The organism is Marinomonas flavescens (assembly GCF_004352835.1).
Taxonomy (GTDB): domain Bacteria; phylum Pseudomonadota; class Gammaproteobacteria; order Pseudomonadales; family Marinomonadaceae; genus Marinomonas; species Marinomonas flavescens.
This window is the reverse complement of the sequence record NZ_SJSB01000001.1, coordinates 141886-155757: the sequence shown is the minus strand read 5'-3', so window position 1 is coordinate 155757 and position 13872 is coordinate 141886. Positions and strand designations below refer to the sequence as shown.

Annotated in this window: 12 protein-coding genes; 5 read left to right on the top strand and 7 right to left on the bottom strand. The window is 41.5% G+C overall.

The features are described from left to right. Positions 1-20 precede the first annotated feature (20 nt). The 3 genes from E0D70_RS00715 to E0D70_RS00705 all read right to left on the bottom strand — a co-directional run bounded on the left by E0D70_RS00715 (position 21) and on the right by E0D70_RS00705 (position 3596). Positions 21-1514 (bottom strand): aldehyde dehydrogenase, encoded by a 1494-nt coding sequence (locus E0D70_RS00715; protein WP_133010344.1) that lies wholly within the window; start codon positions 1512-1514, stop codon positions 21-23. Between the two features lie 3 nt (positions 1515-1517). Further along, on the bottom strand, positions 1518-2426 hold the full coding sequence (locus E0D70_RS00710; protein WP_133010343.1) for a dihydrodipicolinate synthase family protein: 909 nt from the start codon (positions 2424-2426) through the stop codon (positions 1518-1520). A gap of 192 nt (positions 2427-2618) precedes the next feature. Then, complete coding sequence (locus tag E0D70_RS00705) at positions 2619-3596, bottom strand: LysR family transcriptional regulator (RefSeq protein WP_133010342.1); 978 nt, start codon at positions 3594-3596, stop codon at positions 2619-2621. A 574-nt stretch (positions 3597-4170) separates the two neighbouring features. On the opposite strand from E0D70_RS00705, the gene E0D70_RS00700 reads away from it, so the two are divergent. The 4 genes from E0D70_RS00700 (at position 4171) to E0D70_RS00685 (ending at position 8278) form a co-directional block, all read left to right on the top strand. After that, positions 4171-5214, top strand: coding sequence for a GlxA family transcriptional regulator (locus tag E0D70_RS00700; protein ID WP_133010341.1), 1044 nt, complete (start codon positions 4171-4173; stop codon positions 5212-5214). A gap of 90 nt (positions 5215-5304) precedes the next feature. Next, positions 5305-6327: a TRAP transporter substrate-binding protein DctP gene (dctP, locus tag E0D70_RS00695; protein WP_133010340.1), complete on the top strand. Its 1023-nt coding sequence runs from the start codon at positions 5305-5307 to the stop codon at positions 6325-6327. Positions 6328-6361: 34 nt separating this feature from the next. Then, positions 6362-6907 carry a TRAP transporter small permease gene (locus E0D70_RS00690; RefSeq protein WP_133010339.1) on the top strand — a complete coding sequence of 182 codons (546 nt, stop codon included), beginning with the start codon at positions 6362-6364 and terminating at the stop codon, positions 6905-6907. Positions 6908-6985: 78 nt separating this feature from the next. After that, positions 6986-8278, top strand: a complete 1293-nt coding sequence (locus tag E0D70_RS00685) for a TRAP transporter large permease (RefSeq protein WP_133010338.1) — start codon at positions 6986-6988, stop codon at positions 8276-8278. A 321-nt stretch (positions 8279-8599) separates the two neighbouring features. Here the strand turns inward: E0D70_RS00685 and E0D70_RS00680 are convergent, their stop codons facing one another. The 4 genes from E0D70_RS00680 to E0D70_RS00665 all read right to left on the bottom strand — a co-directional run bounded on the left by E0D70_RS00680 (position 8600) and on the right by E0D70_RS00665 (position 12721). Then, on the bottom strand, positions 8600-9973 hold the full coding sequence (locus E0D70_RS00680; RefSeq protein ID WP_133010337.1) for a TIGR00366 family protein: 1374 nt from the start codon (positions 9971-9973) through the stop codon (positions 8600-8602). Between the two features lie 115 nt (positions 9974-10088). Continuing rightward, positions 10089-11264, bottom strand: a complete 1176-nt coding sequence (locus E0D70_RS00675; protein ID WP_133010336.1) for an acetyl-CoA C-acetyltransferase — start codon at positions 11262-11264, stop codon at positions 10089-10091. A 28-nt stretch (positions 11265-11292) separates the two neighbouring features. Further along, on the bottom strand, positions 11293-11952 hold the full coding sequence (locus E0D70_RS00670; RefSeq protein WP_133010335.1) for a CoA transferase subunit B: 660 nt from the start codon (positions 11950-11952) through the stop codon (positions 11293-11295). Positions 11953-12016: 64 nt separating this feature from the next. After that, complete coding sequence (locus E0D70_RS00665; protein WP_133010334.1) at positions 12017-12721, bottom strand: CoA transferase subunit A; 705 nt, start codon at positions 12719-12721, stop codon at positions 12017-12019. A gap of 137 nt (positions 12722-12858) precedes the next feature. On the opposite strand from E0D70_RS00665, the gene E0D70_RS00660 reads away from it, so the two are divergent. After that, positions 12859-13791: a LysR family transcriptional regulator gene (locus E0D70_RS00660; RefSeq protein ID WP_133010333.1), complete on the top strand. Its 933-nt coding sequence runs from the start codon at positions 12859-12861 to the stop codon at positions 13789-13791. Positions 13792-13872 lie beyond the last annotated feature (81 nt).

Genomic DNA, 13872 nt, shown 5'->3' with positions numbered 1-13872 from the left:
TTATCTACTAAAGCACTGTGTTATTCGCTTAAATCTACCCAAATAGTTTTTAACTGAGTAAATTGATCATGTGCATGAATAGAATTATCACGCCCACCAAAGCCAGATTGCTTGTAACCACCAAATGGCGTAGAAATATCGCCTTCACCAAAACAATTCACCGTGACTGTGCCTGCTTTCAATTCACGAGCAGCACGTAATGATTTTTTTGAGTTCGCGGAGAATATAGAAGCAGCCAGCCCATATTCCGTATCATTTGCTACGGCGATGGCCTCTTCATAACTATCCACCGTTATCACGGACAGCACTGGGCCAAAGATTTCTTCTACAGCCAAACGATCTGTATTTTTAACACCGTCATAAATGGTTGGCATTACGTAGCGACCATCGACGGTTTCCCCGCCGAGAATCAACTTATGTTTGTCTTCTTTGGCTATGTCTAAATATTCTGCCACTTTTGAAAAGTGGTTCGTATCAACCAAGCACCCCAGCTGATTGGAAGGGTCTAAAGGGTTTCCTGTTTTCCATTCTTTCGAATGCTTTACGATGTGAGAAAGTAACTCGTCCTTAATACCACTTTGCACAATAAGCCTAGAACCTGCTGAACAGTTCTCCCCCATATTCCAAAAAGCCGCAGCAACAACTTGCTCTGCAACAGTATCAATATCTTCCGCATCATCCAGAACAATACAGGGATTTTTGCCGCCAAGTTCTAGGACAACTTCTTTAATATTTGACTCAGCCGAGTAACCCAAGAAACGACGACCTGTTGCCGTTGAGCCTGTAAATGTCACCATATCAACATCCATGTGACGACCAATGGCTTCACCCACCTCTTTACCAGAACCTGTTATTACATTAAATACGCCAGCCGGCACACCCGCTTGATAGGCTAATTCAGCGACACGCAAGGCGGTTAAAGAGGTCTGTGCTGCAGGCTTTAATACAACAGAACAACCTGCCGCCAGTGAAGGCGCCATTTTCCAAGCCAGCATTAGAATAGGGAAATTCCATGGTAAAACGGCACCAACCACACCAACCGGTTCACGCACAATCATTGCCATTGCGTCATTACCTACTGGTGCGGTTTGATCGTAAATTTTATCCATCAGCTCAGCATGCCAACTCAACGTATGAATCACTTCTGAAATATCAATGTTCACACAGTCTGCGATCGGCTTACCGGAATCTATACTTTCCATTACGGCTAATTCTGTAGCATTTTCTTCAATAAGATCACAAAGCTTAAGAAGAATACGCTTACGTTCAGATGGGTGTTTCTTACTCCATACACCACTTTCAAACGCATCACGCGCCTTACTTACAGCAAAATCCACATCTTCGGCAGTACACGCTGCGATGTCTGTAATATGCGCACCTGTCGCGGGATTCGTTACAACGATTTTCGCGCCATTGCTAGAAGGACGAAAGCCACCGTTTATAAAACTGTCTGAGGGAGGCGTTAGTTTTTCTGCGATACTGGTATATTCCGCTAACGTTAAAAGGTCAGTCATAGATTATGCCTCCGCTATAATGGCAGCTACATTCACTTTAAGCTCAGCGACAACATCTTCCATAACACGCTTCTCATCGTCACTAAGCGCAAGCATAGGTTTGCGCATTTCGCCGGCAAAGCGACCATCAATAGTCACACCGTGCTTAACGCTTTGAATGAACTTGCCGCCTTGCTCAAGAACAGACATTAAAGGCATCATCGCTTTCATGATGCGACGACCTTTTTCGAAATTATTTTCAATAACACAAGCTTGATAAAGTGCTTGATGTTCTTTAGGAAGGAAATTTGAGCCAGCACACACCCAGCTTTTAGCACCCCATGCAAAAAACTCTAGGGCTTGATCGTCCATACCACAAGCAACCTGGATATTAGGATAATCATTCATCAGCATATGCATTCTGTTTATGTCACCAGAGCTTTCTTTAATGCTACAAATGTTAGTATTTTGAGCCACCAAGTCGAAAAACTCTGCTTCCATATTTACCCCCATACGGTCTGGGTAGTTATAAAGCATAACAGGGGTACCAGCAGCGGCCTCAGAAATCGAAAGTGCATGTTGGGCTAATTCATACTGGGTAGGAAGAGAATAAGGTGGCGTTGCTACTAACAATACATCTGCACCACACTCAACACCACGTTTGGCTAACTCAATAGAATCAACGGGGTTAATAGAGCCTGTGCCAAAAATAATTTGTAAATTATCGCCGCAAACTTGGCGTGCTATTTTTAATAACTCCACACGTTCTTCAAGGCTCTCAACATAGTATTCACCCGTTGTGCCTCCTATCATTAATCCGTTAACACCAGAATCTAACAGGTATTTAATATGGATTTCAAATGCATCAAAATCAATTAATAGGTCTGTTGAAAATGGCGTAATAACCGGTGTATAGATACCTTCGAAAATCATTGATTTCACCTTAACTATGAGAGTTTATATATAAAAACAGTATTACTGCTTCAATTATTTCGCTCTCATAGTAACGATGCGACAACAACAAACACAAACAACCTTTTTTATAGGTTAATCATAACTTAAAATTATGATTTATAAATCATAATGGATTTTAAGACTTGTAAAGGTTTATCAATAATAATTTAATTAATATACAGCAAGAATATTTGTCGGCTCTTTTTCTACCATCTTCAAAATCCAATGTTTAAACAGCTCTAATAATTCATCATTTTTATGATTTTCTAAATAGGTAAAATAATGCACTTTCTCACGATATCGTACTTCTGAATTCCCGACCTTCACTAATAAACCTTGCTCTATCATCGGAGCCACAAGGTGATTCCATCCTAAAAAAATACCTTTATGACTAAGTGCCATTTGAACAATCATATTATAATCATTCGCACTAAACTGCTGGTGGTTCTCACCGAAAGAAAAATTTGAATCGATACGATTAAACCATACTCCCCAATCGACATGCTCAGCAACCTGAGATCGGCCATAAGGACTAAGATTTAGAAGAGTAGAATTTTTGAAATCTTCTAAACTATCAAAGTTTGAGTTTTCTTCTAAAAATAACGGAGAACATACTGGATAGATAAGATCATAAAATAATGGGATCGAATGAAACCCTTCACGAGGATCTAATACTTTATTAATGAAAACATCTGGGTGAACGCCAGGTTCCATATGAAGAAAATCACTTGTCGTGACTATATTAATATCGACTTCAGGGTTCGATGAAATAAAATCAGGCAATCTTGAAGACAGCCATAATGCTGAGAAAGCAGGCGAACAACAAATGGTTAGCTCTCTATTTTTCTTTTCAGAAGACTTAATTCTCTGGGCAGCTTGAGCAATATTCACAAAGGATAAGTAAGCCGCATCATAGAAAATCGTTCCCGCTTCCGTTAACTCCACTGTGCGGCCTGCACGCTTAAAAAGATCCACGCCCAGAAATGTCTCAAGCTCTTTAATCTGCCGGCTAATAGCGGCTTGTGTAACGCATAAAGATTCCGACGCACGGGTAAAATTTTGATATTTAGCCGCCGCAACAAACGACTTAACGGCCGTCAAAGAAGGCATCTTTACTAAAATCTGATCAGGTTCTACATATTTAGCCATGAGGCGCACCTTATTTATGCCAATACCACTGTACATTTACCCAGAGATAAAACGACTTATCAGCGATAATGAAAGAGAGAGGGTATAGATATTAATCATCGCATTTTTATAATACTTTCAATAAGAATCGACTCGGACAAACTGTCGTCAGCTTTTACCTAATACACCAAGCTCCAAAAATCAGCCAGCCAACGCCACTACTACCCAAGAACCATACCAGATTCAAGCATTAAAGGAATCAGGATTCCTCCATTGGAGAGCTTCAGACGGCTTTAGATAAGAAAAACATTACGAGGCAATCTCACATCAAACTTATACAGGCCTTATTTTTTAATAGATAAACGATGCTGAGCACCTATCGAAATTATTTTCCACTTTACTATCAGATAAAAAAGACTAATTTTTACATAAAAATAAGCCGGTTACCCCCCTCAAATCACCGCCACATAGCACTAATAACAAAATGTAATCGTTTTGAATAACTATATATCGTTGGACTGAATGCTATTAAAAAGTAATGTTCTAATATAAGAAAACGCAGCTTGTCATATAACAACGATAAAAAGTAAATACTATGAGAACACACAATTTTGAACAACTAGTCAGTGAGCCCATAAAAAACTCACCATTTATGATCAAAGATGATCTAAATGTAGAAATCACGAAGATTGGTTTTCTTTTATTGGATAATTTTTCAATCGCTTCGTTTACCTCTTCTGTGGATACCTTGATCACTGCTAATTTGTTTTCAGAAAACCTTATTTTCGAAACAAAAACAATGGGGATAAATTCGATTTCAGTTGAAAGTGATTTAAATATCAACATATCAACAGATTTGGTTATTTCAAAAATATTAAAAAAAGAATTATTTAGCTTCGATATTATTATCGTTTGTGGCGGCTATCGTTGTGATCTTGGTAAAAATGAAATAATAAATTCATTTTTAATGACCGCCTATAAAAAGGGCATTCATCTTGCTTCACTTTGGAATGGTGTGATTCATTTAGCCAATGCAGGACTGATGAATGGCATTGAGTTCTCAGCACACCCAAATAGCCACTCGTATATAAAAGAACACTTCTCCGATGCCATTCTCTCTCATCATGCTTTTACTGTTCATGATCACTTCTCTAGCAGCGCGGGTATCAACAGTAGTCAAGAAATGGTTTTGAACCTAATAGAAAAACTAAAAGGTGAAAAAATAGTAAGAACCATTCGCGACATTCTCAGTTGTGATAAAGGGCCACAAACAGGTGAGTCAATTAAATTAGATATATATAACAGCCATCGCCTACCAGAAAAATTGAATTCGACTTTAAATCTAATGAATAACAACATAGAAGAGCCTCTTAAAATTAATGAATTAGTACAATTTAGCTCTTTATCTAGACGACAAATAGAACGTCTTTTTCAGAAGTACCTTAATAGTACTCCTTCTAAGTTTTACCTCGAAATTCGATTAAATCATGCACATCGATTGTTAACACAATCAAATACAAGCATTACAAATATTGCCATTGCTAGTGGCTTTTGCACTAGCAGTCATTTCAGCAATAGTTTTAAGGACTTTTTTGGGTTAAGCCCAACATTGGCTAGACTGAAATTTTATAAAAAGTAAGACCATGAGGGGGTCTTATAAGAACAAACGTTAATTCTTTTAATAACAATAAAATCTAGTTTTCTAGATAAAACAAATCAAGGAATCATAATGACATTACTCAATAAAAAACTGGTTCAAGTGCTGGCTGTATCGGCTGCCCTTAGTATCGCCTCTATAGGAAAAGCGCTTGCCAGTACAGAAAGTTATAAGCTGACACTCGCAACTGAAGCTGGGGATAGCAAGTCACCTCAGGGACAATCTATGCAACTTTGGTCCAAATTAGTTAAAGAGAAGTCCCACGGACGAATCAAAATAAATGTCTTCTATCAGGGTGAACTTGGTGGTCAACAAGAACTTTTCGATCAACTCGTCAAAGACAATATAGATATGATGCTAACCTGGCCTCAAACCTCTTATGACGACCGTATTGGGATAATTTATCTGCCTTACCTTGTCTTAAACTGGGATGATGCAATTAAAGCGTACGGACACAATGGTTGGCTTAAAAAGATCGTATCGCCTGTTTTCAGTGATTTAGGGTTAAAATATTTTGGCCCCTATCCAGAAGGGTTTGGTGGTATTGCCACCAAAGGTCGCTATGCTACCAACTTTAAACAAGCACAAGGTCTGAAAGTCCGTTCTCAACCTATCTTCCCTCTTCCACAAACAATGAAAGCAATGGGGTTCCAAGCTGTTCCTATTGATTGGTCTGAAGTATATACCTCCATCCAAACGGGTGTTGTCGATGGCGATTCATCAAATGTTATCTACTGGGATTATCAGTATTTTCGCGATCAGCTAGATTACTACGTGCAATCGAATCAAAATTTCTCATCTTTCGCACTCTTAATGAATCAGGAAAAATGGAAGTCTCTGGATAAAGAAGACCAAGATATTATTTCTTCTGCGGCCGATGAAGTTATTAATCTTCAGTTCAAAAATGCGAAGAAAGAAGATGCAAAATGGATCAAAGCAGCCCAAGAAGGTGGTATGCAATATATTAAACCAACTCCTGAAGAGTTAACTGCTTGGGTAAAACGTGTTCGTGCCGATGTGTGGCCACAAGCTGAAGCCAAATTAGGTTCTAAAATTATGGATGAAGTTAGAGCAAACGTATCGACCCCTAATTAATTTTTCCTTTTCCACTTTTGTGAGGTGATCCATTTTGAATCACCTCACTTTTAATAATTTATCAGAGGCTATGATGAATTTTCTTCTTTCTATAATCGCCATTCTAGACACGATAATTGGGATTGCCCTTAAGCCAGTAATTGTGATTGCTAGCTTATTTATTGCGTTCACTCTCACCATAGGAATCGTATGCCGCTCTATCCTTCATGTCCCTGTCTTTGGCCTAGAAGAGCTTATCCTTCTAAGTGTAATGTGGCTTTACATGTTGGGTGCAGTACTGGCATCTCGTGAACGTACTCACCTTAGTGCAGACTTCTTCCAAACGTTTTGCAAGAACCAAACGATTGTTAAATGGGTGCACTTACTTGCCAATTTAATTTCCCTTGCGATGGCTATTCTATTTATTACATGGGCTTACGCACTGGCTTCTTGGGGGTTCGAAAAAGGACAAGTCACACCCGTATTTGGAATTCCAATGTATTTCTCTCAAGGAGCTCTATTCGTCGCAAGTATTCTTCTTTCTTTTTATCTAGTTCGTGACCTATTAAACGACATAAAAGAAATAAGAGAATTAAATTGATCGCTAACGCCTTAATTCCAGCTGCATTTTCATGTAGCTATAACTATTACGTTATTAAATAACCTCAGGATTTTTTGTATGGGTGCTCTTCTCGCTATCGCAGCCGTTATTGTTTTAATGATAATTGGTGTTCCCGTTGTTTATTCGTTTGCTGCTATGACTTTCATTTTGTCAATAGTATACAGTGTCGATGTTTCATCATTGATGACCACAGGCTTTTGGTCTGTAAACTCAATTATTCTATTAGCGTTGCCACTTTTCGTCATGACTGGGTATCTGATGCAAGCTGGTGGGCTGGCGTCAAGATTAGTCAGCTTCGTTGAAGCATTAGTTGGCCGTTCAAAATCAGGAATGGGATCCACAATGATCCTTGCCTGCGGAGTATTTGGTGCCATATCCGGTACAGCATCCGCTGCGGTTGCTTCTATTGGTACAATCATGATCGATCCTATGGAAAAGCATGGGTACACTCGTCATTATACGAGCGCTCTATTAGGTATTTCTTCATTGCTAGGTATCTTGATTCCACCGAGCATTACCATGATTCTTTATGCGGTTGTTACAAGACAATCTGTAGCAGCCTGCTTCTTGGCAACGATTGGTCCAGGAATTCTGCTTATTATTGTCCTTTGTCTGCTTAACATGTACAAAATGCGTAATAACCCTATTCAGGCAGAAAAGCTTGAATTCAACGAACGCATGAGAAACATTGGCTCTTCAGGCTGGAAAGCTATCCCTGCACTGATGTTACCAGTCATCATCTTAGGTGGTATTTATGGTGGTGTTTTCACACCAACAGAAGCCGCTGCTGTTGCTGTTGTTTATTCGATCCCTGTTGGGTTGTTTATTTACAAAGAGCTTGATTATAAAAAACTCTTCAAATGCTTAATTGCAGCCGCGACCACCACTGGCGTTATCATGGTGATTTTAGTTTTTTCTTTTGTATCTAGTCGTATTTTAACCCTTGAGCGCGTTCCCCAAGAATTAACTGATATTTTGACAGACACCTTCCAAAGCAAAATTTTAATTTTACTTTTAGTAAACATATTCTTAATTTTACTTGGAATGATCATGGATGATGTAAGTGTTGTTGCTATTGTTAGTCCACTACTCGTCCCTGTTATGGAGCATATCGGTGTAAGTCCAGTACAATTCGCAGCTATTGTGGGAACAAGTGTGGTAATTGGCTGTAATAGTCCACCGATGGCTCCAATCCTATTCATGACCTGTCGAGTTGGTAAAGTAGGCATGTCTAAAGTAATGAAGCCTGCCATGTTCTTCATGTTTTTTGGGGCATTACCTGTGATGCTAGTAACAACTTACTGGTCGCCTCTTGCTATGTTCTTGCCTGAAGCTTTTGGCTTCGCTTAATCACTAAATAAGAAAGGCCATCATACTTAAATAACAAAGTATGGTGGCCTTTCTCTGTCTTGAGTGCCTAACGTACCCATTTTCAATCTATTAGATTTGCCGAACTACCGAATTCATTCCCCTCAGAAAGCCACCTATTACCACCCGCTCTACTGATTAGGTAACAATACTTTTCTTAAAAATAAAAAGGCCACGTCCCAATAGTAATATCGAAACGTGACCTAATAGTAAACAAGCCATAAATGGCTATTAAGCCTGCTAAAACAAAGGTAAAAAACCTCTATTCAACGCGCTTAAAACTAGCAAATTAAAACCAGCACCTTAAAAGATCAAGAAGCCTAGTGAGATAATCACACCAGAGCCAATCAAAGCCATGATGCAGTAACCCATTACATCTTTTGCACCCAGACCTGCAATCGCCAACGCCGGTAATGCCCAGAAAGGTTGGATCATGTTGGTCCAAGCATCCCCCCAAGCAATTGCCATGGCAGTTTTCGCAGCATCAACACCCAGCGCCGCGCCTGCTGGCATCATGACAGGGGCTTGAACCGCCCACTGACCACCACCAGAAGGAACGAAAAAGTTAACAATACCGGCACTTAGGAAAGTAAATAATGGGAATGTCGTTTCATTGGAAATCGACACAAACCATTGCGAGATCACGCCAGCCAATGACGCACCACCGTCACCAGTTGCTGTCATCATGCCCATGATACCTGCGTAAAATGGGAATTGAAGAAGAATACCAGAACAGTTACGCGCACCTTGTGAGACAGAACTCAACAAACTTTTTGGTGTGCCATGAAGCAAAATCGCCGTGAACAAAAAGGTAAAGTTCACGATGTTTAAGTTCAATGCAAAACCATTAGTAATGAAATAATAAATGATATACGCAAAGCCCATTGCCCCTAACAAAAGAGACAATATACGGCTATTTTCCAATCGCTCTGCTGGTGTCATATCACCTGTTTTAGGCGCTTCCACTTTTTCTTCTTCAAGCAAGGATGCATCAATCGTGATGGTATCTTGAGGAGATGGGTGCATGAGTCGGTTTAACAAAGGAATCGCGACCAGCATGACAGCAAGAATCGTGAGATTCATCGGCGAGAAGATAGTTTCAGAGGTTGGGATTGGCGACGTTACCGCACCATTTGTCACTGTGCTGATATTCGCACCACCCGCAATCGCCAATGGAATCGAGCCAGACAAACCAGCATGCCAAAACAAAAAGCCACTGTATGCGGAGGCGATCAACAAACGGTAATCAACACCTTTTACTCTTGACGCCAATTCGCGCGCAAAAATAGCACCGACAACCAAGCCAAAGCCCCAGTTGATCCAACATGCAATCGCACTGATCACTGTCACCAAGATGATGGCTTGACCCGGTGTTTTCGCCACACCTGCCAACATGGCTAATTTACGTTTAAAAGCAGGCGCACTGGCCATCGCGTGACCGGTTACCACCACCATCGCCATCTGCATAGAGAAACTAAGCAGTTTCCAAAACCCACCAGCCCAAGCATTTACCACTTGCATTGGCCCTTGGTCAGTACTTGGCATCACCAGCACAAACACGACCAGAGTTAGCACAATGGCAAAGATAAAAGGATCAGGAAGGTATCGCTGAAGAAGCGTAACGAAAAATTTACTTAAGCGCTGCAAAGCAGTCTGTTTTACTGCGTTATTAGTCATTGAGTGTCCTAATATTATAATTATTCTAGGTTAAAGCCAGACAACTGGATGAGTTGTCTGGCTTATGTTTTTTCAAGCTTATATTGCTCTTTATTGTCTTGTCTTCCTGACCGTTCTAACGTGACACTAACATGGCGATTCCCATGCCACCGCCAATACAGAGCGTTGCCAATCCTTTATGACGCTCCTGACGTTTCATTTCATGTAACAAGGTAACAAGAATCCGACAACCTGATGCCCCAATAGGATGACCCAAGGCAACAGCGCCACCGTTTACATTTACTTTATTAACGTCTAAACCAAGTTCCTGATTAACGCACAAAGCCTGTACAGCAAAGGCTTCATTCGCCTCAATAAGGTCCAGATCAGCCAGTGTCCAATCTGTTTTAGCCAATACTTTTCTTGTTGCTGCAATCGGGCCTGTGCCCATAATCTCAGGATCAACACCCGCACTGCTCGCCGCTTCAATCACACCAAGCACGGTTAATCCTAACCGTTTCGCCTCTTCATCCGACGTCACCACCACCATAGCAGCACCATCGTTAAGGCTAGATGAGTTACCCGCGGTTACCGAGCCCCCCTTGCTAAACGCTGGACGTAACCTAGCAAGTACTTCTTCAGTCGCATTTGGCCTAATCTGCTCATCTTCTGAAACAATGATGGGATCGCCTTTACGCTGAGGAATAACAACAGGAATAATTTCTTCAACAAAGCGGCCCTTTGCTTGCGCTTGCCCCGCCTTTTTCTGTGACTGTACGGCAAATGCATCTTGGTCTTCACGACTAATGTTCCAGCGTGACGCGATATTTTCAGCCGTTTGTCCCATGTGATAATCGTTAAACGCATCCCATAGGCCATCTGTGACCATGGTATCTACCATTTCCCAGTTGCCCATTTTTTTACCAGAACGACTCTCTGGTAAAACATGAGCAGCCTGACTCATACTTTCTTGGCCACCCGCAACAACCATTTTGGCATCGCCATTTAAGATAGCTTGAGCCGCCAGTTGAACGGCTTTTAAACCAGACCCACACACTTTATTAATCGTCATTGCCGAGACGCTATTCGCCAATCCTGAATGAATCGCGGTTTGACGCGCTGGATTTTGCCCACAGCCTGCGGCCAGTACCTGCCCTAGAATAACTTCATCAATGTTGTCTTTCAGAGCTGGCTGTTTAGCCAATAAACCCGTTAATAACTGCGTACCTATCTCTACCGCACTCAACGAGGACAAGCCGCCATGAAATGAGCCTATAGGGGTTCTTCCTGCTGCAACAATTACTGCTTTCATTGTCTTTACTCCGCTAACTCAGATTATATTAAGCAAACACCATTTCAGGTACATGATCAGGAACGATCAATTTACCCTGTGTTTTCTCTTGGATTTCCTCGATAGAAACACCCGGTGCGCGTTCTTTCAAAATAAAAGCACCGTCTGCGATTTCTAACCAAGCTAAATCCGTTAAGACCTTCTTAATACACCCTTTTCCCGTTAAAGGTAAGGAACAATCCGTTAACAGTTTTGATTCACCTGATTTAGACGCATGGGTCATAGTGACAATAATGTTGTCTGCACCAGCAACAAGATCCATTGCGCCGCCCATACCTTTGATGAGCTTATTAGGAATCATCCAAGAGGCAATATTGCCATTAACATCTACTTCGAAAGCACCCAATACCGTTAGATCTACATGACCGCCACGAATCATCGCGAAAGATTCTGCCGAAGAAAAAATAGAAGCACCTTTAACCGCGGTAACGGTTTGCTTACCCGCATTAATCATGTCTGCATCGATGGTTTCCTCCGTTGGAAACTCCCCCATGCCCAACAAGCCATTTTCTGATTGCAACATCACTTCCATACCCTCTGGAATGAAGTTGGCAACCAAAGTCGGAATACCAATGCCTAAGTTTACGTAAAATCCATCTTGTAACTCTTGGGCGACACGCTGTGCCATTTGTTCTCTTGTAAGTGCCATCTTTGAGCCTCTTATTATTTGTCTATTTTTTTGTCAGTGTTAATCATCAATATGACAGGGCAAATTAGTCTGCAGATCGTACCGTACGTTTTTCGATACGTTTTTCAAACGTGCCTTGAATAACACGATCAACATAGATACCAGGAGTGTGGATTTGAGCAGGATCGAGTTCGCCAACTTCGACGATTTCTTCCACTTCAACAACGGTGATTTTTCCGGCTGTTGCCGCGAGAGGATTAAAATTTTGTGCCGTATGGCGATAGATAACATTGCCGTAACGGTCCGCTTTCCAGCCTTTGACAATAGCAAAGTCGCCAGTAATCGCTTCTTCCATTAGATATTCTCGGCCATTAAAGACACGAACTTCTTTGCCTTCGCCGATTGGCGTACCCACACCGGTCGCGGTAAAAAAGGCAGGAATACCCGCACCACCTGCACGCATTTTTTCGGCTAGCGTGCCTTGGGGAGTAAGTTCAACTTCCAACTCGCCGTCTAAAAGCTGTTTCTCGAAAAGCGCATTTTCGCCAACGTAGGAAGAAACCATCTTGCGCACTTGCTTATCTTCAAGCAAAACGCCCAAGCCAAAACCATCGACACCACAGTTATTAGAGACAATGGTTAGATCACGAGTTTGTCGTCGTTTGATTTCTTGAATAAGATTTTCAGGGATACCGCATAAGCCAAAACCGCCAGCTAAGACGGTCATACCATCTTCTAGCCCAGCCATGGCGTCTTCATAAGACGTAACTACTTTGTCAAAACCCGCCATTACTTTTCTCCTAATTATTATTGTTTAAAAGTGCTTTTTAAAAGTATTGCGTAAAAGTTTAAGTCACTGCAGTTTGACTCAGGACGATAAATAAATTAATTTTAATTTTTATATTTATTAATAAGAATTTTAAATAAATGAATTTAAAGCAAGTACGCGCCTTTCTCGCCGTTGCAGATGCTATGAGCTTTGCCAGCGCCGCCAACCAACTGCATTTATCGCAGCCAGCTCTAAGCTTGTCGGTAAAAAGCTTAGAAGAGAATCTAGGTGGTAAACTGCTAACCCGAACAACACGTACTCTGTCACTCACGCCAGAAGGTGAAGCCTTAGTACCTCTTGCTAGGCGTATATTGGCCCAATGGGAAAACGCGGAAGATGAAATGAAGCAACGCTTTGCGCTTCAACTAGGGAAAATATCCATCGCCTCCATGCCTTCTTTCGCCGCGTCCTTATTGCCCAAAGCCATTCATAACTACCACAAATGCTACCCGCATATTCAAGTCGCCATAGACGATGTACTGTCTGACATTGTCGTCGATATGGTGGGCAATAATCAGGTCGAGCTCGGCATTTGTTTTGAGCCAAGCAACTTACTAGATTTGGCATTTTATCCGCTCTATGAAGATAACTTTATCGCTATTTTCCCTGAGCATCATCCGCTCAATAGCGCAACCAAGATAACCTGGCAAGCCCTGCTAGAATACGACTTCATCACTTTACAGCGCCCTTCTAGCGTACGCGCCATGATAGAAACTTCATTGCAAGAAATGGGCATGGAACTCAAGGTCGCCTTCGATGCTCATCAGCTCACCACCGTCGTCAGAATGGTCAGTGAAGGCATGGGCGTGGCCGTTGTGCCAGTCATCTGCCGCCAACAAGCTTATGAACAACACCTACTTTGTCGCCCTATTGTTGAACCCGAAATTGGCCGCCGAGTGGGGGTTCTATGTAAACCAAGATCCAGTCTTTCTATTGTCGCTGCGGCGATGCTAGACGTTCTCATAGATACTTATTCGTCAATTGAAAACGTGATACCAGCACAAGGCTCAATGGATTCTCAGTCAACGTAAACAGGCCACTCGCTCTTTTTTTATCGGCATGACTCGCGTTATCCTATATACATACAATAGATAAGTGCTGAGTCTTGCCGT

What these genes read in the sequence shown, in the direction of transcription:
- E0D70_RS00715 (WP_133010344.1), bottom strand. Translation starts at nt 1,514, where the DNA reads ATGACTGACCTTTTAACGTTAGCGGAATATACCAGTATCGCAGAAAAA.
- E0D70_RS00710 (WP_133010343.1), bottom strand. Translation starts at nt 2,426, where the DNA reads ATGATTTTCGAAGGTATCTATACACCGGTTATTACGCCATTTTCAACA.
- E0D70_RS00705 (WP_133010342.1), bottom strand. Translation starts at nt 3,596, where the DNA reads ATGGCTAAATATGTAGAACCTGATCAGATTTTAGTAAAGATGCCTTCT.
- E0D70_RS00700 (WP_133010341.1), top strand. Translation starts at nt 4,171, where the DNA reads ATGAGAACACACAATTTTGAACAACTAGTCAGTGAGCCCATAAAAAAC.
- dctP (WP_133010340.1), top strand. Translation starts at nt 5,305, where the DNA reads ATGACATTACTCAATAAAAAACTGGTTCAAGTGCTGGCTGTATCGGCT.
- E0D70_RS00685 (WP_133010338.1), top strand. Translation starts at nt 6,986, where the DNA reads ATGGGTGCTCTTCTCGCTATCGCAGCCGTTATTGTTTTAATGATAATT.
- E0D70_RS00680 (WP_133010337.1), bottom strand. Translation starts at nt 9,973, where the DNA reads ATGACTAATAACGCAGTAAAACAGACTGCTTTGCAGCGCTTAAGTAAA.
- E0D70_RS00675 (WP_133010336.1), bottom strand. Translation starts at nt 11,264, where the DNA reads ATGAAAGCAGTAATTGTTGCAGCAGGAAGAACCCCTATAGGCTCATTT.
- E0D70_RS00670 (WP_133010335.1), bottom strand. Translation starts at nt 11,952, where the DNA reads ATGGCACTTACAAGAGAACAAATGGCACAGCGTGTCGCCCAAGAGTTA.
- E0D70_RS00665 (WP_133010334.1), bottom strand. Translation starts at nt 12,721, where the DNA reads ATGGCGGGTTTTGACAAAGTAGTTACGTCTTATGAAGACGCCATGGCT.
- E0D70_RS00660 (WP_133010333.1), top strand. Translation starts at nt 12,859, where the DNA reads ATGAATTTAAAGCAAGTACGCGCCTTTCTCGCCGTTGCAGATGCTATG.